At 65.0% G+C, this 26,652-nt stretch carries 23 protein-coding genes; 15 read left to right on the top strand and 8 right to left on the bottom strand.

The annotated features are described in order from the left end of the window. Nucleotides 1-33 precede the first annotated feature (33 nt). Nucleotides 34-2,358, bottom strand: coding sequence for an acetate/propionate family kinase (locus tag AC3A35_RS10460; protein ID WP_487436002.1), 2,325 nt, complete (start codon nucleotides 2,356-2,358; stop codon nucleotides 34-36). Between the two features lie 199 nt (nucleotides 2,359-2,557). On the opposite strand from AC3A35_RS10460, the gene AC3A35_RS10455 reads away from it, so the two are divergent. Both AC3A35_RS10455 and AC3A35_RS10450 read left to right on the top strand, forming a co-directional pair. Continuing rightward, a complete protein-coding gene (locus AC3A35_RS10455) occupies nucleotides 2,558-3,613 on the top strand; it encodes a GGDEF domain-containing protein (protein WP_487436000.1) in 1,056 nt (351 codons plus the stop codon). Nucleotides 3,614-3,762: 149 nt separating this feature from the next. Next, nucleotides 3,763-5,097: a Crp/Fnr family transcriptional regulator gene (locus tag AC3A35_RS10450; RefSeq protein WP_487435999.1), complete on the top strand. Its 1,335-nt coding sequence runs from the start codon at nucleotides 3,763-3,765 to the stop codon at nucleotides 5,095-5,097. A gap of 24 nt (nucleotides 5,098-5,121) precedes the next feature. Here the strand turns inward: AC3A35_RS10450 and AC3A35_RS10445 are convergent, their stop codons facing one another. Further along, on the bottom strand, nucleotides 5,122-5,751 hold the full coding sequence (locus tag AC3A35_RS10445) for an alternative oxidase (RefSeq protein ID WP_487435998.1): 630 nt from the start codon (nucleotides 5,749-5,751) through the stop codon (nucleotides 5,122-5,124). 268 nt (nucleotides 5,752-6,019) lie between these two features. Between AC3A35_RS10445 and AC3A35_RS10440 the strand changes: the two genes are divergently transcribed. Continuing rightward, nucleotides 6,020-6,898 (top strand): transglutaminase-like domain-containing protein, encoded by an 879-nt coding sequence (locus tag AC3A35_RS10440; protein WP_487435997.1) that lies wholly within the window; start codon nucleotides 6,020-6,022, stop codon nucleotides 6,896-6,898. Nucleotides 6,899-6,991: 93 nt separating this feature from the next. On the opposite strand, the gene AC3A35_RS10435 is transcribed toward AC3A35_RS10440, so the two are convergent. Further along, entirely contained in the window at nucleotides 6,992-7,723 is a 732-nt protein-coding gene (locus AC3A35_RS10435) for an alpha/beta fold hydrolase (protein WP_487435996.1), read from the bottom strand. Nucleotides 7,724-8,003: 280 nt separating this feature from the next. Between AC3A35_RS10435 and AC3A35_RS10430 the strand changes: the two genes are divergently transcribed. The 3 genes from AC3A35_RS10430 to AC3A35_RS10420 all read left to right on the top strand — a co-directional run bounded on the left by AC3A35_RS10430 (nucleotide 8,004) and on the right by AC3A35_RS10420 (nucleotide 11,461). Then, nucleotides 8,004-8,177 (top strand): CsbD family protein, encoded by a 174-nt coding sequence (locus AC3A35_RS10430; RefSeq protein WP_487435995.1) that lies wholly within the window; start codon nucleotides 8,004-8,006, stop codon nucleotides 8,175-8,177. A 28-nt stretch (nucleotides 8,178-8,205) separates the two neighbouring features. Next, on the top strand, nucleotides 8,206-8,643 hold the full coding sequence (locus AC3A35_RS10425; RefSeq protein WP_487435993.1) for a PRC-barrel domain-containing protein: 438 nt from the start codon (nucleotides 8,206-8,208) through the stop codon (nucleotides 8,641-8,643). A 199-nt stretch (nucleotides 8,644-8,842) separates the two neighbouring features. Beyond that, nucleotides 8,843-11,461, top strand: coding sequence for a chemotaxis protein CheB (locus AC3A35_RS10420; RefSeq protein ID WP_487435992.1), 2,619 nt, complete (start codon nucleotides 8,843-8,845; stop codon nucleotides 11,459-11,461). Nucleotides 11,462-11,492: 31 nt separating this feature from the next. Here AC3A35_RS10420 and AC3A35_RS10415 read toward each other — a convergent pair whose 3' ends face one another. Genes AC3A35_RS10415 through AC3A35_RS10405 form a run of 3 tightly spaced genes read right to left on the bottom strand, consistent with a single transcriptional unit; the run spans nucleotide 11,493 to nucleotide 16,274 of the window. After that, the gene (locus tag AC3A35_RS10415) at nucleotides 11,493-14,372 is read right to left on the bottom strand and encodes an EAL domain-containing protein (RefSeq protein ID WP_487435991.1); all 2,880 of its coding nucleotides are present in this window, start codon (nucleotides 14,370-14,372) and stop codon (nucleotides 11,493-11,495) included. Between the two features lie 3 nt (nucleotides 14,373-14,375). Then, complete coding sequence (locus AC3A35_RS10410; protein WP_487435990.1) at nucleotides 14,376-14,786, bottom strand: response regulator; 411 nt, start codon at nucleotides 14,784-14,786, stop codon at nucleotides 14,376-14,378. A 3-nt stretch (nucleotides 14,787-14,789) separates the two neighbouring features. Further along, entirely contained in the window at nucleotides 14,790-16,274 is a 1,485-nt protein-coding gene (locus AC3A35_RS10405) for a PAS domain-containing sensor histidine kinase (protein ID WP_487435989.1), read from the bottom strand. Between the two features lie 390 nt (nucleotides 16,275-16,664). Between AC3A35_RS10405 and AC3A35_RS10400 the strand changes: the two genes are divergently transcribed. The 8 genes from AC3A35_RS10400 to AC3A35_RS10365 all read left to right on the top strand — a co-directional run bounded on the left by AC3A35_RS10400 (nucleotide 16,665) and on the right by AC3A35_RS10365 (nucleotide 23,914). Beyond that, a complete protein-coding gene (locus AC3A35_RS10400; RefSeq protein ID WP_487435988.1) occupies nucleotides 16,665-17,162 on the top strand; it encodes an SUF system Fe-S cluster assembly regulator in 498 nt (165 codons plus the stop codon). A 16-nt stretch (nucleotides 17,163-17,178) separates the two neighbouring features. Next, complete coding sequence (sufB, locus tag AC3A35_RS10395; protein WP_487435987.1) at nucleotides 17,179-18,633, top strand: Fe-S cluster assembly protein SufB; 1,455 nt, start codon at nucleotides 17,179-17,181, stop codon at nucleotides 18,631-18,633. A gap of 12 nt (nucleotides 18,634-18,645) precedes the next feature. Then, nucleotides 18,646-19,425 (top strand): Fe-S cluster assembly ATPase SufC, encoded by a 780-nt coding sequence (sufC, locus tag AC3A35_RS10390; RefSeq protein ID WP_487435986.1) that lies wholly within the window; start codon nucleotides 18,646-18,648, stop codon nucleotides 19,423-19,425. Beyond that, nucleotides 19,422-20,783, top strand: a complete 1,362-nt coding sequence (gene sufD, locus AC3A35_RS10385; protein ID WP_487435985.1) for a Fe-S cluster assembly protein SufD — start codon at nucleotides 19,422-19,424, stop codon at nucleotides 20,781-20,783. The genes sufC and sufD overlap by 4 nt, the downstream gene beginning before the upstream one ends. Then, nucleotides 20,780-22,042, top strand: coding sequence for a SufS family cysteine desulfurase (locus AC3A35_RS10380; protein ID WP_487435984.1), 1,263 nt, complete (start codon nucleotides 20,780-20,782; stop codon nucleotides 22,040-22,042). The genes sufD and AC3A35_RS10380 overlap by 4 nt, the downstream gene beginning before the upstream one ends. After that, nucleotides 22,039-22,503 (top strand): Fe-S cluster assembly sulfur transfer protein SufU, encoded by a 465-nt coding sequence (gene sufU / locus AC3A35_RS10375; RefSeq protein ID WP_487435983.1) that lies wholly within the window; start codon nucleotides 22,039-22,041, stop codon nucleotides 22,501-22,503. The genes AC3A35_RS10380 and sufU overlap by 4 nt, the downstream gene beginning before the upstream one ends. A gap of 10 nt (nucleotides 22,504-22,513) precedes the next feature. Further along, entirely contained in the window at nucleotides 22,514-23,083 is a 570-nt protein-coding gene (gene sufT, locus AC3A35_RS10370; protein WP_487435982.1) for a putative Fe-S cluster assembly protein SufT, read from the top strand. Nucleotides 23,084-23,278: 195 nt separating this feature from the next. Beyond that, nucleotides 23,279-23,914 (top strand): PRC-barrel domain-containing protein, encoded by a 636-nt coding sequence (locus AC3A35_RS10365; protein WP_487435981.1) that lies wholly within the window; start codon nucleotides 23,279-23,281, stop codon nucleotides 23,912-23,914. Between the two features lie 87 nt (nucleotides 23,915-24,001). Here the strand turns inward: AC3A35_RS10365 and AC3A35_RS10360 are convergent, their stop codons facing one another. Beyond that, a complete protein-coding gene (locus AC3A35_RS10360) occupies nucleotides 24,002-24,508 on the bottom strand; it encodes a retroviral-like aspartic protease family protein (RefSeq protein ID WP_487435980.1) in 507 nt (168 codons plus the stop codon). Nucleotides 24,509-25,084: 576 nt separating this feature from the next. Between AC3A35_RS10360 and AC3A35_RS10355 the strand changes: the two genes are divergently transcribed. Next, on the top strand, nucleotides 25,085-25,936 hold the full coding sequence (locus tag AC3A35_RS10355; RefSeq protein ID WP_487435979.1) for a hypothetical protein: 852 nt from the start codon (nucleotides 25,085-25,087) through the stop codon (nucleotides 25,934-25,936). 118 nt (nucleotides 25,937-26,054) lie between these two features. Here the strand turns inward: AC3A35_RS10355 and AC3A35_RS10350 are convergent, their stop codons facing one another. Next, nucleotides 26,055-26,339 carry a hypothetical protein gene (locus tag AC3A35_RS10350; RefSeq protein WP_487435977.1) on the bottom strand — a complete coding sequence of 95 codons (285 nt, stop codon included), beginning with the start codon at nucleotides 26,337-26,339 and terminating at the stop codon, nucleotides 26,055-26,057. Nucleotides 26,340-26,652 lie beyond the last annotated feature (313 nt).

Raw genomic sequence — 26,652 nt, 5'->3', positions numbered from 1 at the left:
GGTGAGCGGTCCGATCGCGGACCCGGCGGGCGGCTAGTGCCTGCTCTGGATTTCCTCGATGTAGCCGAGCATGCCGGTGCGGATGTTCGCCGCATTGCCTTCGTCGGTGTCGATGTGCATCGCCAGCCGATAGGCCGGATTCACCCGCACCACCACATCGCCGAAGATCAGTTCGCGATCGCCCTGGACGCGCACCCGCACCACGTAGTTGTCGCGCACGCGGAAACGCAGGGCGTCTTCCGGCGCCATGTGGATGTGGCGCTGGGCGCAGATCACTCCGCGCTCGATGGTGGTGCTGCCGTAGGGGCCCTCGAGGGTGATCCCCGGGGTGTTGGCGAGGTCACCGGACTGGCGGATCGGGGGCTGAATGCCGACCTTGAACTGTTCGGTCATCGCGATCTCGACCTGGGTCTCCTTGCGTGCCGGCCCGAGCACGCGGACGTTGGCAATCCGCCCCTTGGGGCCGACCAGGTGCACCTTTTCGGCGCACGCAAACTGCCCGGGCTGGGAAAGCTCGTGCTCCGGCGTCAGCTGGTGTCCGGGGCCGAACAGCTTTTCCACATCGGCTTGCGCCAGATGCACGTGGTGGGCCGAAATCTCGATCGGAATCGGCGCGTCCGTCTGATCTTCCTTCATCGCCACGATCAGGTCGTTGCGCTCGATCGCGCGCAGCGTTTCCCAGGCCACCAGACGCTCGTCGTCATTGGCGATCACGAGGATGGTGACCGGGGAATCGTCGGCCGAGATGATCTTGCACGAACTCACCGTGCCGAGATTGCGGTTCTTTTCCTCGTCGAGCTTGATGCCCATGTAGCCCAGTCCCTGACAGGCCAGGCTGCGTACGGCGGCGCTGGTTTCGCCGATGTCGCCGGTGAAGGTCAGCACGTCGATCCCGCCCATCGCCGCAACGTAGGCGCCGATATTCTTGCGCACTTGATAGCAGAACGCCTTGTGCGCCAGCAGGGCGCGATGATGGCCCTCGCTGGCGGCGGCCTCGATCTCGTGTATATCGCTGGAGATTCCGGAGATGCCCTTCATGCCGCTCTCGGTGTTGATCAGGTTCGAGAACTGCTCCGGCGACATGCCGTGGTTCTGCAGCAGATGAATCATCACGGCCGGATCGATGCTCCCCGAGCGGCTGGGCATGATCAGGCCGTCGGTAGGGGTCATGCCCATTGTCGTATCGACCGAGCGCCCATGGTCGATCGCGCACAGCGAGGCGCCGATGCCGAGGTGGCAGGACACGATCTCCAGTTCGCCGAGCGGACGCTTGAGCACCTCGGCGGCCTTCAGCGACACGTAGCGGTGCGAGGTGCCGTGAAAGCCATAGCGGCGGATACCGTCCTGCTTGTACAGATAGTAGGGCAGCCCGTACAGATAGGCGTAGGGCGGCAGGGTCTGGTGGAAGGCAGTGTCGAACACGGCGACATGCGGCACCGCAGGCAGCTGCTTCATTGCCTCGCGGATCCCTTCGACGTTTACCGGGTTGTGCAGCGGGGCGAAGATCGACAGCGCCTCGATGTCGGCGATGACCGTCGGGGTGATGACCACCGAACTGGAGAACTTGTTGCCGCCATGCACCACGCGATGGCCGACCGCGGTGACCTCGTGCAGGTGGAAGATGAACGCTTCGCCGAGCAGGCGGGTCGATTCCTGCATCACCGCCAACAGCTCGGAGAGCGGAAACGGCGGACGCTCCATGGTCCGGACCTGCGGACCGACGGCCACGCTGATACGGGCAACGCTGTCGTCGGCGTTGTCGATGATGCCGTGGATGTCGGAGCCGAGATCGTGGGTGTCGTAGATGCCGAAATGGATCTGGCTGATGCCGACGTTGAGCACCACGACCTTGCCCGCGGCGTTGGTGCCGAGCGACAGCGCGTAGGGATCGTTGGACCGCGCCATCGCGCGACTCTGGGCGGTGGCGAGATCCACCGACATCGCCCGGGTACGTTCGGCGAGCAGTCGCGAAAGGTAGGCGACCGCTTTCGGATTGCTCAGGATAAAGGCCTGGAAGACCTCCTGCGGGATCATCAGCACGTAGCAGCGGTTGCCGGCAATGACATCGGCAATGATGCGGTCACCGGTGAGCAGCGACATCACCCCGAACACATCGCCCGCGCCGAGCTGGCTGATCACCGAACGGGTGCCGGTGTTGTCGGAGACCGAGATCTCGGCGTGGCCGCTGATCACCACCCCGATGAAGTGCCCTTCGTCGCCGGTTTCCAGGATGGCCTCGTTGCCCTCGTAGGTCGCCAGGCGGGACCTGGCAACGATCTCCTCGACCTTGTCGGCCGGGAAATGTTCGAACAGGCGCACTTGCTCAAGAAAGAACCGTTTCAGATCTGTTTCACTCATATCGTCTCACGCTCGAATGCCGTATTCCGTAAGGGGAGAGACTATCATTGTGCTGCATCGCACCAAAGCATTCTTTGCTGTCCGTCGGCCTGCGGCGGTCAAGCGCCGTCGGGTGTAAGATTATTCAGGCGCCCCGGCACGGACGCGCCGGCGGCAAACAGCCACCGCATGGCGGCTCCCATTCCCAGGATGTATTGCGATGCGCTCTAGTTCGGCCCGACCATTGCGACCGGAACGCGAGCAGTTGATCCGGTCCCTGTTCGAGGACTACATCGAGATGTATGCCTCGCGCGACCCACGCCTGACCACGCGCTTCAGCGCGAATTTCAGCGGCTATGCCGGCAGCAGCGATGTACTGGTCACCGACCGCGAACAGTGGATCGCGATCACGCGCCAGGATTTCTCACAGGTGCCCGGCCGCATCAATATCGAGATGCAGGACCTGGCGCTGCAGGATCTCGCCGACGACGTGGTCGCCGTGACTGCCTTCGTTCACATCCAACTCCCAATTCCCGAGCACATCCTGGCCCGGGAGACCGCCCGGCTGACACTGATTTTCCGGCTCGAGGGCGCGGAGTGGAAGATCGCCCATAGCGGCATTTCGGTCCCCTTCGGTCTGGCCGGGGACGGCGAGATCTACCCGATGGCGAGTTTGAGCGAGCGCAACCGCGAGTTGGAGGTCCTGCTCGAGCAGCGCACCCGGGCACTGGAAGACGCCACCCGAAAGCTCGAGGCGCTGAGCGACATCGACGGCCTGACCGGCATCGCCAACCGCCGCAGCTTCGATCGGGCCCTCGTCCGGGAATGGGATCGGGGGCAGCGCGCCGGATCGCTGCTGGCGCTGATCTTGCTCGACGTCGACCTGTTCAAACACTTCAACGATCGATACGGACACCTGGCCGGTGACAACTGCCTGCAGGCGCTCGCCCGCGTCCTCGCGCAGTCGGGGCGGCGTGCAGGCGAACTGGTGGCACGCTACGGCGGAGAGAAGTTCATCATGCTGCTACCCGATATCGGCGCGGAAGATGCGGCCAGGATCGCGTCCGGGCTGCGGGACGACATCCGCGCGCTGGCACTGCCCCACGCAGGCGCGCCCGCCGGCATCGTCACCGTCAGCCTCGGCGTGGTCAGCCTGGTGCCGTCCCGGCACTACCTGCCCGAGTACCTGGTGGAACAGGCCGACCGCGCGCTCTACCTCGCCAAGCAGGCGGGGCGCGATTGCGTACACTCGGCAACCGATCCGTTCCCGGACTGAGGCACGCCCCGCCCCGAGGCCCGGCCGCAGCGGGGTTGGGTGCGCTGCCGTACATACAGAACAGGGCTCATGAGCTAGACTTTTAACGCGGATGGCATTCTGCCGTCGGCACTCGACGGGTGAAGTCCGCATCTCGCAAGGAAAGTGCAATGCCCCCCGAACCGCAGCATACCCCGCGACAGAACCGAATCCTGGCCGCCCTGCCCGACGCGGAGTACATGCGGCTGGTGGACGATCTCGAGTTGGTCGCACTCCATCTGGGTCAGGTGCTGTATGAGTCGGGCGACCCCCTGGACTACCTGTATTTCCCGACGACCTGCATCGTCTCGCTGGTTTACACCACCGAGAACGGCTCGTCGGCCGAACTGGCGATGACAGGCAATGACGGTCTGGTGGGGATTCCGCTGGTGCTCGGTGGCGAAACCACGACCCACAAGGTGGTGGTGCAGAGCGAGGGCGGCGCCTACCGTCTGCGCGCCGAGATCGTAATCTGGGAACTCGATCAGCACGGCAGCCTGCTCCACCTTGCCCTGCGTTACGCGCAGGCGCTGATGACGCAGATGGCCCAGAGCGTGGTGTGCAATCGCCACCACACGGTAGACCAGCAACTCTGTCGCTGGCTCCTGCTCAGCCTCGACCAGTTGCCCGGCAACCAGCTCAACATGACGCAGGAACTGATCGCCAACATGCTGGGCGTGCGCCGCGAAGGCGTCACCGAGGCGGCTGGAAAACTGCAGGCTGCGGGCCTGATCCATTACAGCCGCGGCCATATCACGGTCACTGACCGGCCGGGCCTGGAACGTCGGGTATGTGAGTGCTACAGCGTCGTCAGGTCGGAGTATGACCGGCTGTTTCAACTGGCGCCGACGAACGAGTCGCGCCATCGGGTACGACCCAATCCGGCCACCTTGCGCCGGCGTGCGGAGACGCGCTTGAAGCAGGCTCAGCCCGTCGAGCCGAACACCTCATGGGATACCGCGCGTCTGATGCACGAACTTCAGGTGCACCAGATCGAACTCGAGATGCACAACGACGAACTCCGCCACGCCTACGACGAGGCCGATGCCCTTCGCGCCAGATATGCCGACATCTACGACTTCGCGCCGGTGGCCTATATCACCCTGGACGCCCAGGGCGTGGTGCTGCAGCTCAACCTTGCCGCGGCAATCCTGCTCGGCATCAAGCGTTCGCAAAAGAGCCGCTACCGGTTTGCCGCATCGGTCAAGGAAGCGTTCCGGGCCCCGTTCAACGAATTCCTCGCCGCAGTGCTGGAAGGCGAGGGCAGAGAACACCTCGAGATCGCGCTGGAGGCATCCCCCCATCGTCCGGAGACGATGGTCAGACTCGAGGCGGTGCGCGATGAAGACGGTCGTGAATGCCGCATGGTGGCGATCGACATCGGCGCCGACAGAATGAGCCGGACAACGGAGACTCCGCAGCCGCACGATCAGCCCGCCGCGCCTTTCCCCACAAGCCCGCCCTGAGCGTGGCGTCGCGCCGGGCGTCGATCAGTTTCGGGCGGCCTCGTCGAGCTGATCGGCAAAAGCGTGATTGACGTCGCGGTGCCCGGCTTCGTCGGCGCGCACGGCGACGATCACGTCCGACAGCCGCGCATCGGGCGGCAGCTTCCAGTAGTCGATCGCGCGCGCCGGCGCCGGCAGGTTTTCGTGGCGTCCGGCCTCGACCTCGGCCAGATACTCGGTGTAGCTGACCACTGCCTCCTCTTCGAAGTAGCCCACCACCCGGTGGGCCGTACGCGCCGAGATCAGGTACAGCAGGAAATAGGCATTGAAGAAAACGCCCTGCGCCAGAATGATCACCCAGCGTTCGACGACGCTCGGCTTCGCGATCTCGATGAAGGTCAGCAGATGCATGCGCTCGTTCTCGGCCTCGTCCATCAACACCCTGATCCAGCCGTGATCGTCGGACATGCGGCGCAGCGAGCGCAGATGCTGCAGCGCGGAACCCACCATGCCGGGCACGGCGGCAACGGTTTCCAGGACGACCGCGCGGTGGCCGTAGCGCCGGGCGAAAAACGCATCGGCGAACAGGCGCATGAACTTGGTGAAAATGCGGGCGAAGCGATCGGAAAACCCGCTTGCCACATGCGTTCGCTCGATATCGACAGATCGATTCATGCTTGATTCCCGCCTCGTCGGCCGTGGCCCTAAGTTGAACGACAACAAAGCCTTGCAGAAAGATGGCGGTCATGTCTGTTCGACAGCACACAGAACCTCCATCGAGCGAACCGGTTCCCCCGCTCATGCGGATTACCCCGCCTTGAAACGCTTCCGATCCCACAAAAGATCCGCTGCCACGGGCTGTCCCTGCACCGTGGGTGCATACTGTCCGGAACACCAACCCTGCCCGAGGAGAGGCTTGCTGCTTCGCAGCAATCCCCACACCATGATCCGCATCGAACTGAACGTCGAACTGAAATACGAGATTGACTCCCAGGGCGCCGACTTTGTGTTCAACATCCACGCCGCGCACACGGCGAGTCAGGTCGTGGCCGCCGAAAGCCTGGTGCTGAGCCAGCCGATCGAACAGCAGATGCATGTCGACCCGGTTACCGGCAATCGCTACCTGCGCGTTCGCGCGATGCCCGGCGAACTGGTCCTGTCCTACATCGCCTCGGTCGAACTCACCCATCACTTCGCCGATCCCGCACAGATCCCCGAGGTGCCGGTGCGCAATCTTCCGCCCGAGGTGATGGGCTACATCTATCCCAGCCGCTACTGTCAATCGGACCGGCTCCTCAAACTCGCGAACAACGAATTCGGACAGCTGTGGCAGGGATACTGCCGGGTACAGGCAATCAGGGACTGGGTGCTCAAGCACGTCGCATTCACCTCGAACACCTCGAACTCGACCACCTCGGCAGTCGATACGCTGATCGAGCAGGTCGGGGTCTGCCGCGACTTCGCCCACCTGATGATTGCGCTGTGCCGCGCGGTCAATATCCCTGCACGGTTTACCACCGGTACCGACTATGGTGCCGACCCGGTGCTCGGCCCGCCCGACTTCCACGCCTATGTCGAGGTGTACCTCGGCGACCGCTGGTACATCTTCGATCCGTCCGGCACCGCGATGCCGATGGGCCTGGTCCGCTTCGGCACCGGGCGCGACGCGGCGGACGTGGCCTTCGCATCGATCTTCGGCAACGTCATGTCGGCCGCGCCGGTGATTCGTGCGGTGGCGGTGGAAGATGCATCGCGCGGCATCGTGCTTCCGCATCACTGCCGGGACGCGCTGTCGACCGATAGCGGCCCGCGCCCCGGCTGAGCCACCGGGCGTGCCACGGGCCGCGGCGGCGCACCGGCGCGAACGGTGGTGTGGCCGACGGCGGCCTCAACAGAGAGCGGACTGACCCTCGGCCTACGAGGCGGCCGCCTTTGGCTTGCGGCCCGCCAGTTCGATCAACCAGTCGCGCAGGATCCCGGTGACATGCTCGGGCTGTTCCAGCGGCAGCAGATGACCGCACTCGTCGATGATCTCCAGCCGCGCACCGGGGATCGCGGCAGCCAGTTCATGCTGCACTTCGAGCGGGATGAGTGCATCCTGCCGCCCGCACATCACCAGCGTCGGGCATTTGATCCCCGCCAGGGTGGGGCGACTGTCCACACGGCCCATGATTGCCCGTTGCTGGCGCTCGAATATCTCGTTGCCCAGACCGGTCGCCATGGACTGGAACACACTGCCCACCTCGGGCGTATTCGCATGATCGGGATGCGCCATCCGTGCCAACAGGGTCTCGATGACCGCGGGAAAATCGGTTGCCGACTGCGCGATGAGCTTTTCGCGGGTCGCGATCGCCTCGCGCGTATCCGGCCGCGCACTGGTACTCATGAGCACCAGCGCCCGCACCCGTCCGGGCGCCCGGCGCATGATCTCGAATGCCACATAGCCGCCCATCGACATGCCGACCACCACCACCGGCCCCTCGGGGGCTTGCGCCAGCGCATCGGTCGCGAGCGCCGCCATCGAGTCCGACCCGGTCAGATCCACCACCGTGATGCCGCCGACGTCGGTCAGTGCGTCTGCCTGCTGCTGAAAGACGCTCGCATCGCACAGCAGCCCGGGGAGCAGCACCAGATTGATATCTTTCATGACGATTCACCTCCTGAAGCCATCGACGGCGCGTTTGCACACCCATGTCTGCAAACCATGTGCCAGCCTGATCCCGAGCGCATACCCGGTCGGTACGCTGTCGCACATACGCCCGAAGCCGGCGGTATCAGGTCCCCGGATAAGTGCGCTTTCGTACAGACCACACCCGGGCGCACGTTCATGCTTGATTGACCGTGCACTTGAGATGCAGGGACTTGCCGGACGTATTGCGGTACGGCGCTCCGGTCGATCGTCGCAACGAATTTCGAGGAGACCCATCATGAATAAAGATCAAGCGAAGGGCCGGGTCAAGGAAGCTGCGGGCAAGGTCAAGGAAGTGACCGGAAAGCTCGTCGGCAATGAGCGGCTGGAACAGAAGGGCAAGGTCGAGCAGGCCGTCGGCAAGGTTCAGTCCGGTTACGGTGACCTGAAAAACGACATCCAGAAAGACTGAAGCGCCTTTCAATCCTCAGGAGATGAACATGAACTACGAAGATCGCGATACCTACGGTATGTACAAGGCGGTCCCCGGCCCCGGACCCGACACCCGGCATGGCCCCGGCCCGCACCTGATGGGGGCCGACACCCTCAACGGCAACGACGTGTGCAACGAAAATGGCGACAAGCTCGGCAACATCAAGGAGATCATGCTGGACATGCGCAGTGGCCGGGTTGCCTACGCGGTGCTGTCATTCGGCGGTTTCCTCGGCATGGGTGAAAAACTGTTCGCGGTGCCATGGGACGCGCTGACCCTCGACACCGTCAACAAGCAATTCCTGCTCAAGGTCGAGCAGGAGCGCCTCGAGGATGCGCCGGGCTTCGACAAGGACCATTGGCCCGACATGGCCGACCCGTCCTGGGTCCAATCCATCCATTCCTACTACGGGACCAAGCCGTATGTGGAAGATCCCCGGGTCTGAGCGCCCGCATTGATTCGCCCCGCTTCAGGTGGCCGGCTCGACCACCGGAGCGGGCTCGCATCGATCCGAAGCCTGCGAACCCCGCATCGAATGTCGTTGGCGTGAGGGTTCTCCGCTTCGGAACTTGCGCACGAGACCCACCAGTGCCGTGCCTTGCAGGTCGGTTGCCGGGGAGTTCCGTGCCTGAATGGAAACGGCCATGGACAAGCAGGTATGCGCGCCTCCGGCGCCATCCGCATCAGCGCAAGCGCCTTCTCCCGACGGACCGGCCTTTCCGATCGTCGGCATCGGTGCGTCGGCCGGCGGTCTGGACGCACTGGAGCAATTCCTGTCCAGGGTGCCGTCGGGCAGCGGCATGGCCTATGTCATCGTTCAGCACCTCGATCCGACCCGCAAGGGCATGATGCCCGAGTTGCTGCAGCGCGCCACCAGCCTGCCGGTCGTGCAGGTAAAGAATCGTCTCGCGGTCGCGCCGAACCACATCTACATGATCCCGCCCAACCGCGACATGGCGATCGAACACGGCATGCTCTATCTGTTCGAGCCTGCCGCGCCGCGCGGCCAGCGCCTGCCGATCGACTTTTTCCTCACGTCGCTGGCCAAAGACCGTCGCCAACAGGCGATCGCGGTGATCCTGTCCGGCATGGGTGCCGACGGCACCAAGGGCGTACACGCGATCAAGGAAGATGGCGGTATCGCAGCGGCCCAGGACCCTTCGTCGAGCGCCTTCCCCTCGATGCCGCAGAGCGCACTCAACACCGGCCAGGTGGACATCGTCGCCGCGGCCAGCGACCTGCCTGCCCGCATCATCGACTATCTGCGCCACGGCCCCACTGCCGCCGCGCCCGACGCCGTGATCGACAGCCAACAGCAAAGCGGGCTGGAGAAAGTCCTGATGCTGCTGCGCGCTCACAACCGCCAGGATTTTTCGCACTACAAGAAGAGCACGCTCTACCGCCGCATCGAGCGCCGCATGGAAGTGCACCGGATCGACCGGATCGCGAGCTATGTGCACTTCCTGCGGCAAAACCCGCAGGAACTCGATCTCCTGTTCCGTGAATTCCTGATCGGCGTGACCAGCTTCTTCCGCGACCCGCCGGTGTGGGACACGCTGCGCGACAGCGCGCTGCCGCCGCTCTTCGCGCGCAGCCCGGCGGGCCGCCCGCTGCGCGCCTGGGTCGCGGGCTGCTCGACCGGTGAAGAAGCCTATTCGCTGGCGATTGCGTTCCGCGAGGCACAGGAGCGGAATCCGGCCGCCGGCCGCTTCTCATTGCAGATCTTCGCCACCGATCTCGACGACGATGCCATCGATCGCGCACGGCTGGGCCGCTATCCGGCCAGCATCGCCGCCGATGTGTCGGCCGAGCGCCTGGCGCGCTTCTTCATCGCCTCCGAGGACGGCTACCAGGTATGCAAGGAGATCCGCGAGATGGTCATCTTCGCACGGCAGAACATGATTCAGGATCCGCCCTTCACCAAACTCGACCTGCTGATGTGCCGCAACGTGTTGATCTATTTCGGCCTCGAACTGCAGCGCAAGCTGCTGTCCCTGTTCCACTACAGCCTGGCCCCGGGTGGCATGTTGGTGCTGGGCACGTCCGAAACCATCGGTGCCGAGGCCGACCTGTTCGCGCCGGTCGACGCCAGGGCGCGCATCTTCCGCCGCGTCGGCATTGCAACGCCGGCCACCGACATCGACTTTCCGGTCCATTCGAGCGCAAGCGCGAACTCCACGGGCGGGACCGGCTCCGCCCCGCCGGCTGCCAACCTGCAGACCCTGGCCGACCAGTTGCTGCTGCAGCAGTTCGCACCCGCCGCCGTGCTGGTCAACGACCGCGGCGACATCCTCTACATCCACGGCCGCACCGGGCGCTACCTGGAGCCCGCCGCCGGCAAGGCCAACTGGAATATCCACGCGATGGCGCGCGAAGGCCTGCGCCGCGAGCTCGGCAGCGCACTCCATCAGGTCACGCGCAATCGCGGACGGATCGAACGCTCGAACATCGGTACTGGAGACGCCGGAAAACCGCGCCTGGTCGACCTCGCCGTGCACATGATCGAGGAACCCGAGCCCTTGCGCGGCATGGTGATGATCGTGTTTTCCGAACCCCGGCCGCATCCCGATCCCACTCGCCACGACACGACAACGCGCGGCGCGAAGCCTGACGAACTGACGCTCCGGCTGCAGCAGGCGCACGACGAAATCGACACGCTGCGCGAGGAAATGCAGACCTCCCGGGAAGCGCTCAAGTCGGCCAACGAAGAGCTTCAATCGACCAACGAAGAGTTGCAGTCGACCAACGAGGAACTCACCACGTCGAAGGAAGAGATGCAGTCGCTGAACGAGGAATTGCAGACCGTCAACGTCGAACTCGAATCCAGGGTGGACGACCTGTCGCAGCTCAACAACGACATGCAGAACCTGCTCAACAGCACCGAAATCGCCACCGTGTTCCTCGACCGCCAACTGCATGTCCGGCGTTTCACCCCGCCCGCGGCGCGCATCATCAAGCTCATCCCCACCGATACCGGACGGCCGCTGTCCGATCTCGCAAGCGACCTGGACTATCCGGGACTGGAAGACGATGCCCGCGAGGTGCTGCGCACCCTGCGGTTCTCGGAGAAGGAAACCTCGGCAGGCGGCGGTCGCTGGTTTACCGTGCGCATCATGCCCTACCGCATCAGTGACGACGTGATCGATGGCGTCGTCATCACCTTCATCGACATCAGCGTGGCCAAGCGACTCGAGGCGCAGCTGCGCGCGACGGTGGCACGCCACGGTGGAACCCGCGCCGGCAAGCAGCGCGGGGCCACGTGAGCGGACGGGAAGCCGCGCTTACGACCGGCCATCAGGCCATGCGCGCGCGCACGAAATCGATGATCTGCTCCGGCGGCAGCGGACGGCTGATCAGATAGCCCTGCAGCTCGTTGCACCTGAAGCCACGCAGGGCGCTTGCCTGACCCTCCTCCTCCACCCCTTCGGCGATGACCTTGAGGTCCAGCGAGTGGGCCAGCGAAATGATGGTCGACACGATGGTCAGGCTCTCCCTGGCCGCCGCCATGGTGGCGACGAAGGAACGGTCGATCTTCAGCGCATTGACCGGCAGTCTGGCCAGGTAGCCGAGCGACGAATAGCCGGTGCCGAAATCGTCGATGGCGATCTCGATGCCCATGGTCCGGATCTCGGCCAGCCGTGCGACGTTGGCGTCGACATTGGTCATGATCATGCTCTCGGTGATCTCCAGATCGAGCTCGACCGGGTGGTCTCCAAACCCCTCCACCACCTGCCGCAGCGAGTCGACGAAGTCGGGCTGCTGCAGCTGCAGCGGCGACACGTTGACCGCGACCCGCAGCGGGGCGAGCCCGGCTTCCCGCCAGGCGCGCATGTCGGCAAGCGCCTTACGGATCGCCCACAGGCCGACCTGAACGATCATCCCGGTTTCCTCGAGGATCGGAATGAAGTCGACGGGCTGGATCAGGCCGTTCGCGGGATCGTTCCAGCGCAGCAGCGCCTCGAGTCCGGTCACCGCGCCGCTGGCCCCGCAGATCTTCGGTTGGTAATAAAGCACGAACTCGTCGCGCTCGAGCGCCTGGCGCAGCCTGTTCTCGCGCAGCAGGGTGTCGGCGATCAGGGCATTCATTTCCGGCCCGTAGAACAGGTAGCCGACGCCCGAGCCCTTGGCCTTGCGCAGCGCGGCCTCGGCGTTCCCGAGCAGGGCGTCGGCATCGTCGTCCGGGCTGGCGCTGACCGCGATGCCGGCCGAAACGGTGATTCGCAGTTCATGCTCGTTTGCCACCACGGGCTTGTCGAGCGCACTGACGGCGGCGTTCTCGATCAGATGGGCGATATCGGTCAGCTCGTACGCGCCGCTGATGACGCCCGCAAACTGATCCACGGTGATCCGCGCCACCGTGCCTTCGTCCGGCCAGACCTCCTTGAACCGACGCGCCAGCTCGCGCAACACGTTGTCGCCGACCTGGCGCCCGAACGTATCGTTGATGTTGCGAAAGCGATTCACGTCCCACAGCACCACCGCCACCCGCTCGCCCGCATGATGGCGGACGGTCTGCAGCGCCGCGCCCAGGCGATCGAGCAGATGGGCGCGATTGGGCAGGCCGGTGAGCACGTCGTGATAGGCCAAGTAGGCCAGCATGTCCTGTCTGGCGATGTATTCGAGCGCGAAGGAAAGGTCGTTTGCCAGTTCCTTCAGCAAGGCCTGCTCTTCGGTGGTAAAGAAATCGGCCTCGAGCGCGTGCAGCACCAGGACGCCGACCACCCGCGTATCCACAATCAGCGGCAGCGCGATCAGCGATCGATAGCCGCGGCGCCGGGCCTCCATCCGTCTCCGCCCGACCGCGTCGACACCGCCCAGATCGTTGACCACGCACAGCGTCCCGCTGCGCACCGCCCGCGCCACCGCCCCCGGGCCGCCCCCCAGATCGCCGTGCAGCGACAGCCGCTCGGCACCGATATCGTCCTCGACCCCCTCCCACGCCAGCGGCACGACTTCGTCGGTTTCGGGATCGATCTCGCCGATCCACGCAATGCCGAACCCGCCCTCGTCCACCGCCACCCGGCAGGCCTCACGAAACAGCTGGAGGCGGTCATGAATGCGCACGATCGCCGAGTTGATGCCGCTCAGTACCGCGTACACCCGGGTCAGTCGCCGCGCGACGCTGTACTGCGACGCCAGATGGTGCTGGGTGCGTTCGCGCTCGCCGATCTCGGCTTCGAGTTCGTGCGCGTATTGCTGCAGCTTCGCGTACAGGCTGCCGTTCTCGTAGATTCGTCCGGCCTGGGCGGCAACGATCCTGAGCACCTCGGCATCCTCGGCGGTGAATCCGTCACCGCCCTGCTTGTTGGCGAGGCAGATCCAGCCATAGGTCGTCGACAAGGATTTGACCGGTGCGGCCAGCAGATTCCTCACTGCGGGATAGCCGGCCGGGAGCCCGGTATCCATGGTGCCGTCCATCGGCACGTCGCGGTTCAATACCGCCGCTTCGCGATACACGCGACCAAGCTCGCCACCATCGATCCGCACCGCGGCGATGCGGGCCATCGTGACCGGATCGAGCCCGCAGTGACCGACATGCGCGAGTACCTCGCCGTCGGTCCGGCGCACCGCCACGGTGCCACACTCGGCCCCGAGCAATGCGCGCGCCCCCTGGCACACATGGGCGAGGAGGCGTTCCTTGTCGCGCTCGGACGCCAGTTGCAGGTTGAGCTCGATCAGCGCCGCGAGCTTGTCGTTGGCCCCCTGCAGCTCCGCCACCTTCTCCGACAGCTTGCCGCTGAGCAGGTGAAGATGCTGGCGATCGAACTCGGTGCCGGGCAATGGCTCCGGGATCCGGGCTGTCCGCCCCTGCTCGAGGATGGATTGCACGACGTCGATGATCTGCTGCGGGTCGACCGGCTTGGTCAGCACCCTGCTCACCCCGCAGACTTCGGCCAGCTGCTGCGCCTCCAGTTCCATGAAGTGGGCGGAACAGAAGACCACCGGGATGGCAGCGATGTCCGGATCGGCACGCAGGCAGCGCACGAACTCGTAGCCATCCATCTCCGGCATCAGGATGTCGCAGATGATCAGGTCGGGCCGTTCCCTGTGCACCAGTGCGAGCGCGCCAACCCCGTCGCCGGCCTCGGTGACGCGATGCCCGAGCGGCTTGAGTATGGTCGCCAACAGCTCCCGATTGACTGCAACATCGTCGATCACGGTAATTCGGGCCATGCACTACGCTCCTGTGTGCCCCGCGCTGCGCGGTCGGGCGCGCATCGGGGGAGGAAGGTGTTGTTCGAGTTCGGAGACGAAGCGCTCGGGCTCGATCGGCTTCGAGAAATAGCCGTTGAAACCCGCGGCGAGCACATTCTCGCGGTCGCCCAGCATCGAAAACGCGGTGACCGCAATAACCGGAATGTGCTGCAGACGGTCGTCCAGTCTGAGCCGGCGAACGACCTCATAACCATTGAGCTTCGGCATCTGCAGGTCGCAGATGATCAGGTCGGGCAGCGTCTGCGCGCTCACTGCGAGGGCGGCCTCGCCGTCGGCTGCCGTCACCACGGCGTAACCATGGGCGCTCAGCAGATAGCGCATCAGCTCCAGGCTGTCGACGTGATCTTCGGCAATCAATATGCGCGCAACCATGACCTACACCTCCTCGAGGACCAGCACGAAGCGGCTGCCCTCGCCCACGGTGCTCTGACAGAACAGGTCTCCACCGAGCAACTCGGCCAGCTTGCGACTCAGATGGAGGCCCAGGCCGGTGCCCTCGCGCCCCTTGGCGCGTGCCGCCTGCCCCTGCACGAAGGCGCCGAACAGCGCGGACTGCTCCTCCACGCTGATCCCCGGACCGGTGTCCTCGACCACGAACTCGATTCTCCGGCGCGCTTCGGAATCGAGCGCCCTCAGCTTCAGGCATACCCGACCGACATCGGTAAACTTGATCGCATTGGTCGCCAGATTGAGCATGATCTGGTTCAGGGCGCGCCGATCCGTCCTGAACACCACGGCCTGTTCCGGAATGTCTATCTGCAGCTGCAGGCCCTTGGCGAGCGCCATCGGCTGCAGCGAGGCCGCGGTCTCGCGCACCAGGGTGCCGCACTCGGTGGGTTCGGGGTCCAGCTCGACCTTGCCGGCCTCGATCTTGGCCAGGTTCAGCAAGTCGTTGATCAGGGCCAGCAGATGCCTGGCGTTGCTGCGCACGATGTCGAGCTGGTGTTTCTGTTCGGCATTCAATTCGCCCGGCAGCCCCATCAACAAGGTGCCGGTAAACCCGATGACGGCATTGAGCGGGGTGCGAAGCTCGTGGCTCATGCTGGCCAGGAAACGGTCCTTGGCCCGGTTTGCCTGTTCGAGCTCGAGGTTCTTTTCCTGCAGTGCCTTCTCGAAGCGCTTGCGCTCGCTGACGTCGCGAATGGCGCTCATGACCAGCGGGGTGTCCTCGGTTTTCAGCGGACTCAGGCTGATCTCGACCGGAAACTCCGAGCCATCCTTGCGCAAGCCGTACAGTTCGAGCCCCGCCCCCATCGCCCGTGTCCGCGGCTGGGCGAAATAGTGCGAGCGGTGTCCCTTGTGCAAAGGCCGGAAGCGCTCCGGGAGCAGCCGTTCCACCAGCGACGAGCGCATCTCGCCCGGCCCGTAGCCGAACAGACGCTCGGCCTGCGAGTTGGCGATCAGGATGTGGCCGGTCGGATTGACGATCACGATGCCGTCGGGAGTCGACTCGAGCAGTTCGCGATAGCGCGATTCCAGCGTCTTGCTGTCGCGCTGAACCTTGAGCGAGGTCACGTCCTTTTCGGAGAACAGCAGCGCCGGCTCCGCATCGTCGGCCCCGCAGTACAGCACATGTCCGGAAATATCGACGTAGATCAGGGTCCCGTCCTTCCTGCGGCGCAAGGTCTCGAAGGTGCCTTGCCCATGGCGCAGGGTCTCGGCCATGAGATAGCGCTGTTCGTCGCCACGATCCGGGATCACCACCAGCGCATCGATCGGCGCACCCACGGCTTCGTCGCGCGGGTAGCCGAACATCTGCTCCGCGCCGGCACTCCAGCGCCGCACCCGGCCTTGCTGGTCGAGCAACATCAGTGCATCGGGGAGATTGGTATTCCACAGATCGGCATGGTCTTCAAACATCGGACGGTCTCCTTGCTACATCGGTCGCGAAGCGCCGGCCGATGATTCGGGCATGCCATTCTACCGTCTATTACCCGAGTAGTTCACTTGGTTTCTAGCCCCGACCGTGATCCTCCTCACATGCATGGAGGCTAGACGGCAAATCCAACCCGGGTAGTGGAAAACGGGTTCGACAGCACACCCCGCAGGCACCGCTGCCACCATACCGGCCGCATGCCATCGCGCTCCCGGCGCCATCGGCAGGAGCGGCATGGGACCACGATCCGTACCCGGTCCGCAGCGCTGGCCGCACTCCGGTATCCCTTCCGATCGAACCGGTAGCGGTCGGCTTGCCTATACAGTACCGATTAGGTACTATTTAACCAAGACAACGCGGAGAGCAGGATCATCATGCTGCGCATCAGCAAAATCACCGACTACGGCACCCTGATCATGACCCACATGGCCGGGCAGCCAGAACACCTGTACAGCGCCGCCGAGCTGGCCGACAAGCTCGGGCTGGCACTGCCCACGGTGAGCAAGGTGCTCAAGGCGCTCGGTCGGCACCGACTGGTCACCAGCCTGCGCGGCGCGCATGGCGGCTACAACCTGGCACGGGCGGCGCAGGCGATCACCGTGGCCGACATCATCGACGCACTGGAAGAGCAGCCGTTCGGGCTCACCGAATGCAGCGCCACTTCCGGGGTGTGTGGACTGGAGAGCGGCTGCCGCATCCGGGTGAACTGGATGCACATCAACACCGTGGTGCGCCGTGCGCTGGAGGACGTCAGCCTCGCCGACATGGTCGAGCCCGCACCGGTTGCCGTCAGCAGCGGGTCGGCAACGTTCGCGGCCAAGGTGCACCCCGTTCACGGACCGGACAGCCGGGCCAAGCACCCTATCTCATGACCTGGAGACCCACACCATGAACGCCATCACCCGTCCCGACCCGATCGGCAACTTCCTCGAGCAGGACTACCCCGCCGGCTTCATCACCACGCTGGAAACCGACACCGTGCCCAAGGGCCTGTCGGAAGACGTGATTCGTCTGATCTCGGCGCGCAAGGGCGAGCCCGCCTTCCTGCTCGAATGGCGCCTCGCGGCCTATCGCAACTGGCTGACGATGACGTCCCCGCAGTGGGCGCAGGTGAGCTTCCCGGAGATCGACTACCAGGACATCGTCTATTACTCCGCACCGAAGTCGAAGAAGGACGGGCCGCAGAGCCTGGACGATGTCGACCCCGAACTGCTGCGTACCTTCGAGAAGCTCGGCGTGCCGCTGCACGAGCGCGCCCGCCTTGCCGGGGTGGCGGTGGATGCGGTATTCGACTCGGTCTCGGTCGGCACCACCTTCAAGAAGGAACTCGGCGAGCACGGCATCATCTTCTGTTCGTTCTCGGAGGCGGTGAAGGACCATCCCGAACTGGTCAAGCAATATCTCGGCACCGTAGTCCCGCCGGGCGACAACTTCTATGCCGCGCTCAACTCCGCGGTGTTCTCCGACGGCTCCTTCGTGTTCATCCCCAAGGGGGTGAAGTGCCCGATGGAGCTGTCCACCTATTTCCGCATCAACGCGCGCGACACCGGCCAGTTCGAACGCACCCTGATCATCGCCGAGGAAGGCGCCTCGGTGAGCTACCTCGAAGGCTGTACCGCGCCGATGCGCGACGAGAACCAGTTGCATGCCGCAGTGGTGGAACTGATCGCGCTCGACGACGCCAAGATCAAGTACTCCACGGTGCAGAACTGGTACCCCGGCGACAAGGACGGCAAGGGCGGCATCTACAACTTCGTCACCAAACGCGGCGACTGTCGCGGCGCGCGCTCGCACATCTCCTGGACCCAGGTCGAGACCGGCTCGGCGATCACCTGGAAGTACCCGAGCGTGATCCTGCGCGGCGACGATTCGGTGGGCGACTTCCACTCGGTGGCGCTCTCCAACCATCGCCAGCAGGCCGACACCGGCACCAAGATGATCCACATGGGGCGCAACACGCGCAGCACCATCCTTTCCAAGGGCATCTCCGCCGGGCGCGGCAGCAACACCTTCCGCGGTCTGGTTCGGGTCGGCCCCAAGGCCGAGGGCGCACGCAACTACACCCAGTGCGACTCGCTGCTGATCGGCGACCGCTGCGCCGCCCACACCTTCCCCACCGTCGAGGTGCGCAACCCCTCGGCGCGGGTCGAACACGAGGCCACGACTTCGCGCATCGGCGAGGACCAGTTGTTCTACGCGATGCAGCGCGGGATCAGTGCCGAGGACGCGGTATCGATGATCGTCAATGGTTTCTGTCGCGAAGTGTTCAAGGAATTACCCATGGAATTTGCCGTCGAGGCGCAGAAGCTGCTCGGCGTCAGTCTCGAAGGCAGCATCGGCTAAGGAGAATCACATATGCTCGAAATCAGTAATCTGCAGGCTTCGGTCGAAGGCAAGTCCATCCTCAAGGGGCTCGACCTCAAGGTGAAGGACGGCGAGGTGCACGCGATCATGGGCCCGAACGGCTCGGGCAAGAGCACGCTCGCCCAGGTGCTGGCGGGGCGCGATGCGTTCCAGGTCGAGGGCGGCAGCGTGAGCTGGGACGGCCAGGACCTGCTCGCGATGCCGGCCGAGGAGCGCGCGCGCGCCGGCCTCTTCCTCGCCTTCCAGTACCCGGTGGAAATCCCCGGCGTGTCCAACGCCTATTTCCTCAAGGCCGCGGTCAACGCCATTCGCCGCCATCGCCAGCTGCCCGAGTTCGACGCGATGGACTTCCTGGTCCGGGTCAAGGCCGAGATGAAGGCGGTGGGGATGAGCGAGGAATTCCTCTACCGCTCGGTGAATGAAGGCTTCTCCGGCGGCGAGAAGAAGCGCAACGAGATGCTGCAGATGTCGCTGCTCGAACCGAAGCTGGCGATCCTCGACGAGACCGATTCGGGGCTCGACATCGACGCACTGAAGATCGTCGCCGAGGGGGTCAACCGGCTGCGCTCGCCCGAGCGCTCGCTGATCGTGATCACCCACTACCAGCGCCTGCTCGACTACATCGTGCCGGACCAGGTGCATGTGCTGTCCAAGGGCCGCATCGTGCGCTCGGGCGGGCGCGAACTGGCACTGGAACTCGAAGAGCACGGCTACGGCTGGATCGGCGATACGGGCGAAGTGCCAAGGGCACCGGCGGGAGCCGCGTCATGAGTGCGATCGACACCTGGGTGCGGGATTTCCACGCCCGTGCCGCGCAGCTGCCGGGGGCGCAACTGCCCTGGCTCACCGGACTTCGCCAGCGCGCCATCGAGCGTTTTGCCGACGAAGGCTGGCCCACGCGGCGGCGCGAGAACTGGCATCACACCTCGCTCGCGTTCATGGAAGGGGAAACGTTCGCGGCTGCGAGCGCGAGCGCCGACACCATGAGCGAGCACCCGGCCGCCATCCTGGCCCGCCTGCGCGACGACAATGCCGAACCCGGCCACTGGCTGGTGTTCGTCGGCGGCCGTCACGCCCCGACGCTGTCGGCCATCGGCGCGCTGCCCGCCGGCGCCACACTGACCAGCCTGGCCGATGCGCTCGCGCAAAAGGCCGAAGGCACTGCCAGCGTGGTCGAACAAGCCTTCGGCAGCAGCGCCGACGGCGACAGCCCGACCGCACTCAATACCGCCTTTGCGACCGACGGCGCCTATCTGCGCCTTGCCCGCGGGGTCGCGGTGGAGGAGCCGATTCACCTCGTGTTCATCGCCGACGGCAGCGAGGCCACCCGCCACCTGCGTAACCTGGTGATCGCCGAGGCCGGCGCCCAGGCCACCGTGGTCGAACACTACCCGGATGGCGGCGCGACCGCGGGTGCCACACTGACCACCGCGGTGACCCGGATCGAGGCCGGCGCCGACGCCCGCATCACCCATCTCAAGCTCCAGCAGGAGGCCGAACAGGCGATCCACCTCGCCACCATCGCCGTGCGTCAGGCCCGCGGTTCGGTGTTCGCCTCGCATTCGCTGTCGTTCGGCGCGCGTCTGACACGCAACGACATTCGCACCCGTTTCGACGGCGAAGGCGGCGAGGTGCTGCTCAACGGCCTGTATCACGTCGATGGTCGTCGCCATGTCGACCATCACACCCTGATCGACCATGCGCAGCCGCGCTGCAGCAGCCGCGAATACTATCGCGGCCTGGTCGACGGCAGTGCCCGCGGCGTGTTCGCCGGGCGCATCGTGGTGGCGCAGGACGCGCAGCGCAGCGACGCCATGCAGCGTTGCGACAACCTGCTGCTGTCGAAGCAGGCGGAAGCCGACGCGCGCCCGGAACTGGAGATCTACGCCGACGACGTAAAGTGCGCGCACGGCGCCACCGTGGGCCAGATCGACGACGACAGCCTGTTCTACCTGCGTTCGCGCGGGCTCGACGAAATTCATGCGCGCCACCTGCTGACCTACGCCTTTGCCGCCGAGGCGCTGGCACGCATCGAGCTGCCGCCGCTGCGCCGTCGCGCCCGCGCCGCCCTGCTCGCCCGCCTGCCGGGTGCCGCCGCGCTGGGCGAATTGCTGGAGGAAGTCCTGTGAACGCGATCGCTCATGCCGTCCTTGTTCCGGAAGCCCTGCAGGTCGCTGCAGACTTTCCGATTCTCGCGCGCCCGACGCACGGTCGCCGCCTGGCGTATCTGGACAACGGCGCCACCACCCAAAAGCCCGACGCGGTGATCGACGCCGAAGCGCGCTTCTACCGCGAATCCAATGCCAACATCCATCGCGGCGTGTACTGGCTTTCGCAGCACGCCACCGACCTGTACGAGGCGGCGCGGAGCACGGTGCAGCGCTTCATCAATGCCCCGCGGGTCGACGAGATCGTGTTCACCCGCGGCACCACCGAGGCCATCAACCTCATGGCCAACAGCTGGGGGCGCGCCGAACTGCGGGCCGGCGACGAGATCCTGATCACCACCATGGAACACCACTCCAACATCGTACCGTGGCAGATGCTGTGTGCGCAGACCGGCGCGGTGCTCAAGGTGGTTCCGATCAGCGACGCCGGCGAGCTCGATCTCGATGCTTTCGACGCGCTGCTCAACGAACGTACCCGGCTGCTGGCGATCACCCACATCTCGAACGCGCTCGGCACCGTCAATCCGGTCGCGGCGCTGACCGCCAGCGCCCATGCGGTGGGTGCGATCGTGCTGGTCGACGGCGCCCAGGCGGTGGCCCACCAGAAGGTCGACGTGCAGGCACTGGGCTGCGATTTCTATGCGTTTTCCGGACACAAGCTCTACGGCCCCACCGGCATCGGTGTGCTGTGGGGCCGCGCCGAGCTGCTCGCGGCGATGCCGCCGTGGCAGGGCGGCGGCGACATGATCCGCACCGTGAGCTTCGAGCGCACCACCTACGCCGACGCGCCGCAGCGCTTCGAGGCCGGCACCCCCAATATCGCCGGCACCATCGGCCTGGCAGCCGCGATCGACTATGTGAGCGCGATCGGCATCGAGCGCATCGCCGCCCACGAACACGCCCTGCTCGTCCATGGCACCGCGGCGCTGACCGACATTCCCGGCGTGCGCCTGATCGGCACCGCCGCGCACAAGGCCGGCATCCTGTCGTTCATGGTCGAGGGCATCCACCCGCACGACCTCGGCACCATCCTCGATGCCGAAGGGGTGGCGATCCGCGCCGGCCACCATTGCGCGATGCCGCTGATGACCCGCTTCGGCATCCCCGGCACCGCGCGTGCGTCGCTGGCGATGTACAACACCGACGCCGATATCGCCGCGCTGGTGGCGGCCATCCACAAGGCCCAGGACCTGTTCGGCACGCGGAGACCGGCGCCATGAGCAAGATCGACAGCAACCTCCGCGAGCTGTATCAGGAAGTGATCTTCGATCACAACCGCAAGCCGCGTAACTTCCATCCCATGCCCGACGCCGACCACCACGCCGACGGCCACAACCCGCTGTGCGGCGACCAGCTCACGGTGTATCTGCGCCTCGAGAACGACGTGGTCGCCGACGCCAGCTTCGTCGGCCACGGCTGTGCGATCTCCACCGCGTCGGCCTCACTGATGACCGAGGCGATCAAGGGCAAGCCGGTGGCCGAGGTCGAAGCGCTGTTCCGCGACTTTCACGCCATGCTCACCGAAGCGCCGGACGCCACCGACGACGAACCCGACCTGGGCAAGCTCGCGGTGTTCGCCGGCGTGCGCGAATTCCCCGCGCGGGTGAAATGCGCCACCCTCGCCTGGCACACGCTGCACAACGCCATCATCGGGGCACAAGCCCCGGCCCGCACCGAATAAGGAGACTTCCATGGGCGACCGCTACGGCGAAACCGATTCCCGCATCCTCAGCCGCGACTGCGCAGTGGTCAGCGTACCCTGGGGCAAGCCGGACACCCTCGAAGAAGGCAGCTACGCGCTGATCACCCAGCGCCTGGGCGGTTCGATCACGGTGATGAGCGGCGGCAACCTGTACCGCATCGACGAACGCAACGCCGACGCGCTCGGCCTCGAACCGCAACTGCCCGACATCGCCCAGCCCGCTGCCGATGGCGCGGTCGACGCCGAGTCGATCGAACGCATGGCATGGACCCACCTGGGCACCTGCTACGACCCGGAACTGCCGATCGATATCGTCAATCTCGGCCTGGTCTATGCCTGCACCGCCGAGCCGCTGGCCGACGGCAGTTTTCGCCTCGCGGTCAAGATGACGCTGACCGCGCCCGGCTGCGGCATGGGCACCCTGATCGCCGACGAGGCGCAGGAGAAGCTGAGCACGATCCCCGGGGTCAGCGACGCCATCGTCGATCTGGTATGGGATCCGCCGTGGAGCCGCGAGATGATGAGCGAGGCGGCACGGCTGGAAATGGGCATGTTCTAGCCCGCGTTGTTGCGCCGCCCCGCCGCCGAAACAATCTCTTTCATCCTGCGGCCCCGGTTTGAAGCGTTTTGTTGGCAAGCGCACAGATCGGCGTCCCGAAGTGGGCCAAATTGGACTCGCAGCAAGGTCCGGCCGAAAGCGGATTTCCGCCTCAGGCGAACCTGTCATTCAAAGCTGACACACGAGGAGACCGATATGACCACCACACTACGCAGGACGTTGATGAGCGGCGCAATCGCGGTGCTGATTGCCGCACCTGCATGGGCTGCCACCGACACCGACGAGCTGAAGACCCAGAGCGGGCAACCCGCCGCGGAACATCCGGCCATCGAAAAATCGACCGATTCGCAGCGTGCGGGTGACAAATCGCAGGCCGCGACCACGACAACACCGTCAGGCGCCAAGGCGATCTACTCCCGCAGCGCCGACGATCTGGACGGGATGGAAGTCGTCGATCGCACGGGCGACAAGATCGGCAAGGTCAAGCAGATCGTGCTCGCCCCCGACCGCAAGAGCGCCCATGCGATCATCGCCGAGGGCGGTGTCGTCGGCATCGGTGCGCGCGAAGTCATGGTGTCGCTCGATCAGCTCACGCCGATGGGCGATGACAAATTGCAGGTGAGCACCGACAAGAAACAGTTCGAAACGCTCACGACAGCACCTTCCGAGCAATACGTCGCCCTCGAAGGCGACGCCCCGATCAGTGGTTCCATCGTCGAATTCTCGGCGTTCGAGCCGGAGGGCGACACCGGAAAGGCAGCGCCAGCACCCATGGCACCGAACGCCGACCATCCGGCTGTGACGCCCCAAAAGCCGAGCACACCTCAATAAGGCGTGCCGGTTGGCGGGCATACGACACATACGGGCGATGACCCGGTCAGCGCAGTCCCGACCGCGTTCCAAGGTCGGGATTGCGCCCTATTCGTGCCCCACGGCGGGTGCGAGCGCCAGATTGTCGGCCCCCCGGTCGCAGTGGCTCAGCACCAGACGGGGCGGCTCGAACGAGAAAATGAACGGTGCGGCCCGTTGCAGCGCATTGAGGCCTAGAATCGGACGCGTACTCCCGGGAAACACGGCGACTTCGACGTTACGCAACCAGCATGCATCGCCAATACTGAGTGCGTCGAGCGAATAGACCGGCACGTCGAGTTCGCTGCCATTGGCAAGGCGGCCACGCATACGCTTGACGAAACGTACCCGACCGTTCTCCTGCAGCGCCGCGAGCATGTCTTCATTGATCGTCATGTAACCGGACCCGGTATCGACCATCCACTGGACGGTCCCGAACCCCGCGATACGACCGGAAACATATAGCGTCGCGCCGACCTTCGCCCGCATTTCAACGGACGTATCGAACTCGGCCCCGATGGCGTTCGGACTCGTGCCCACAAGGAGCATCAACAGCAGGCAGGCGATTCTGTGCATGGACGACTTTACCCGGTGCGACATGAGACGGCTGAACAGACCCGGCAAGGCGAATGCCGGCAAAGACACTGCAGCGTGATCCGGGCCAAGAAGCCATTCAATCCGGAACAGACGGCGACGGTGAGCACACCGAATGCAACTCACCGCGTGCGAGTATCGTAGGCCGACGACCACTGGTCAAGCACCGCCAACACATCGCCGGCTCATTCGCGTCGAGACCGCGGCCGAGCGCCCATCACCGAAACCAGAAGCCCGTAACGGTCCGGAGCCGACGCATTCTCCGCGCTCAGTCACCTCTCCAACACGCTGGCGTCTGCACCTGATTCCTCGATGCCGGCGGTCCTGGCAAGGAATATGCAGTCACAAATCGCGCGTCCGATGCGTGCACAGCGGAGCACAAGTGTTTGCTATAGTTGCAGCTGGCCACCAGCCGACTCACATCAACGCCCATAAGGCAAGGGAAAAATGGCAAGAACCGGACTCCTTTTCGGTGCACTCATCTGGCGCGCAGTCCGGTATCAACAAGGCTGTTGGCAGCGTGTCCGCTTATTCACGGCGGTGGCGTCCGTCCTGCTGATGACCCATCCGGCCGGGGCACACACCCGCAGTATCGATCGTACCAGCCCGGTCACGATACGCATCCCTCCCGGCGACTGGGGCAACACGCCGATCAACGATCTCCAGATGGTGCTCGATGCGGTCGCCAGCAGGCTCGGGGCGCATTTTGGCGATCGCTCGATCGGCACCATCGACGTCGTACCCGGCACGAACGGCCCCCTGGTCCTCTACGAACGCAATGCCGACGGCGCGTACGTCGTCCAGCTCAGTGCCCGCAATGGCCGTTGGTACCAGTTCGTGTACCAGTTCTCGCATGAGCTTTGCCACATTTACTCGAACTTCGACAACAAGGATTCGCCCGACGCCGCACGCGGCAATCAGTGGTTCGAGGAAAGCATCTGCGAGGCCGCGGCCCTGTTCACCCTGCGCCAACTCGCGGCGCAGTGGGCGCTCCACCCGCCGGCGGAGGAATGGCGCGAGCACGCGGCCGATCTGCAGGCCTATGCCGAGTATTTTCTGCATGAACCGCATCGCCGCCTGCCCGCGACGAAATCATTTGCGACCTGGTTTCGGGCCAATCAGCCCGACCTGCACGCCAATCCCTACTTCCGTGACAAGAATGAACTGGTGTCGAACCTGTTGCTGCCCTTGTTCGAGCAGAATCCGGACGACTGGGGTGCCATCGGCTTTCTGAATCACCGCCGGGACCTCGGCGACAAGAGCTTCCCCGAGTTTCTGGAGGCGTGGTACACCGCCTGCCCGGAGTCGTATCACAAGGTGGTCGGGGAAATCATGACCATGTTCGGCAGCGTCCCGCTCGGAACGCGCCTTGCGGCGTCGGAGCAAACCGTGCTCGCCGCTTCCCGCTGAGGCCAGCCGGCCGCAGCCGACGATCCACCGGAGCATGGCCTTCCGCCAGCACCCCGGTCGATCGTCACCGCGCGGAGCCTTACCCGCTTTTCGCGGGGCCACGCCCCGAGGGAGTCAATCAGGGCCTCTCGGCCTGGTGCTCGCGCGCGATGTCGGCCGCGCTGTGACGCACTTCGGTCGGGATCGCAAGTGCTTCCTGTTCCGCCCTCGTCAGCGGCAGGCTTTCCGGCCCGCTGCGACCCGCCTGCCCGGACTCGTGCATGGACCCCATCATGCCGGGACTCATGGCCAACTGCTCCGTCAGATCGTAGGCGCTATATTGCGTTTCCGTTACCGCTGCACCGGCACCGCCCGCTACTCCCAACAGCACACCAATGACCAAGCTTCGCGTAGGCGTTTTCATGACATTTCTCCTTGCTTGTTCGTTTGAGTGCGATCCGCAGGTCGTGACCTGCGGATAAACTTAGGCTCGGTGCGTCCGACTCCGGTTTCATTCGGCATGTTACAGCCTGTTTCATCTGTGCAAGTCGCACCGGGTTATCGGTTCAAGCCAGCTGGCTGCCGCCGGTGATCCAGGCCTTGCAGATATGAAACGTCCGGTTACAGAGCCCGGATTTTCCCCGCCCTCTCCTGTGGATCGGAATTCCTGTCCCGCGCCGCGACCGACGCCCGCTCAGGCTCGAAGCGCAGCGTTCCGCCATCCCGTTCGCATCGTC

The organism is Azoarcus sp. Soil_N_20 (assembly GCF_057656155.1).
This window is presented reverse-complemented; position numbering and strand designations above follow the sequence as displayed.

What these genes read in the sequence shown, in the direction of transcription:
- AC3A35_RS10460 (WP_487436002.1), bottom strand. Translation starts at nt 2,358, where the DNA reads ATGAGTGAAACAGATCTGAAACGGTTCTTTCTTGAGCAAGTGCGCCTG.
- AC3A35_RS10455 (WP_487436000.1), top strand. Translation starts at nt 2,558, where the DNA reads ATGCGCTCTAGTTCGGCCCGACCATTGCGACCGGAACGCGAGCAGTTG.
- AC3A35_RS10450 (WP_487435999.1), top strand. Translation starts at nt 3,763, where the DNA reads ATGCCCCCCGAACCGCAGCATACCCCGCGACAGAACCGAATCCTGGCC.
- AC3A35_RS10445 (WP_487435998.1), bottom strand. Translation starts at nt 5,751, where the DNA reads ATGAATCGATCTGTCGATATCGAGCGAACGCATGTGGCAAGCGGGTTT.
- AC3A35_RS10440 (WP_487435997.1), top strand. Translation starts at nt 6,020, where the DNA reads ATGATCCGCATCGAACTGAACGTCGAACTGAAATACGAGATTGACTCC.
- AC3A35_RS10435 (WP_487435996.1), bottom strand. Translation starts at nt 7,723, where the DNA reads ATGAAAGATATCAATCTGGTGCTGCTCCCCGGGCTGCTGTGCGATGCG.
- AC3A35_RS10430 (WP_487435995.1), top strand. Translation starts at nt 8,004, where the DNA reads ATGAATAAAGATCAAGCGAAGGGCCGGGTCAAGGAAGCTGCGGGCAAG.
- AC3A35_RS10425 (WP_487435993.1), top strand. Translation starts at nt 8,206, where the DNA reads ATGAACTACGAAGATCGCGATACCTACGGTATGTACAAGGCGGTCCCC.
- AC3A35_RS10420 (WP_487435992.1), top strand. Translation starts at nt 8,843, where the DNA reads ATGGACAAGCAGGTATGCGCGCCTCCGGCGCCATCCGCATCAGCGCAA.
- AC3A35_RS10415 (WP_487435991.1), bottom strand. Translation starts at nt 14,372, where the DNA reads ATGGCCCGAATTACCGTGATCGACGATGTTGCAGTCAATCGGGAGCTG.
- AC3A35_RS10410 (WP_487435990.1), bottom strand. Translation starts at nt 14,786, where the DNA reads ATGGTTGCGCGCATATTGATTGCCGAAGATCACGTCGACAGCCTGGAG.
- AC3A35_RS10405 (WP_487435989.1), bottom strand. Translation starts at nt 16,274, where the DNA reads ATGTTTGAAGACCATGCCGATCTGTGGAATACCAATCTCCCCGATGCA.
- AC3A35_RS10400 (WP_487435988.1), top strand. Translation starts at nt 16,665, where the DNA reads ATGCTGCGCATCAGCAAAATCACCGACTACGGCACCCTGATCATGACC.
- sufB (WP_487435987.1), top strand. Translation starts at nt 17,179, where the DNA reads ATGAACGCCATCACCCGTCCCGACCCGATCGGCAACTTCCTCGAGCAG.
- sufC (WP_487435986.1), top strand. Translation starts at nt 18,646, where the DNA reads ATGCTCGAAATCAGTAATCTGCAGGCTTCGGTCGAAGGCAAGTCCATC.
- sufD (WP_487435985.1), top strand. Translation starts at nt 19,422, where the DNA reads ATGAGTGCGATCGACACCTGGGTGCGGGATTTCCACGCCCGTGCCGCG.
- sufU (WP_487435983.1), top strand. Translation starts at nt 22,039, where the DNA reads ATGAGCAAGATCGACAGCAACCTCCGCGAGCTGTATCAGGAAGTGATC.
- sufT (WP_487435982.1), top strand. Translation starts at nt 22,514, where the DNA reads ATGGGCGACCGCTACGGCGAAACCGATTCCCGCATCCTCAGCCGCGAC.
- AC3A35_RS10365 (WP_487435981.1), top strand. Translation starts at nt 23,279, where the DNA reads ATGACCACCACACTACGCAGGACGTTGATGAGCGGCGCAATCGCGGTG.
- AC3A35_RS10360 (WP_487435980.1), bottom strand. Translation starts at nt 24,508, where the DNA reads ATGCACAGAATCGCCTGCCTGCTGTTGATGCTCCTTGTGGGCACGAGT.
- AC3A35_RS10355 (WP_487435979.1), top strand. Translation starts at nt 25,085, where the DNA reads ATGACCCATCCGGCCGGGGCACACACCCGCAGTATCGATCGTACCAGC.
- AC3A35_RS10350 (WP_487435977.1), bottom strand. Translation starts at nt 26,339, where the DNA reads ATGAAAACGCCTACGCGAAGCTTGGTCATTGGTGTGCTGTTGGGAGTA.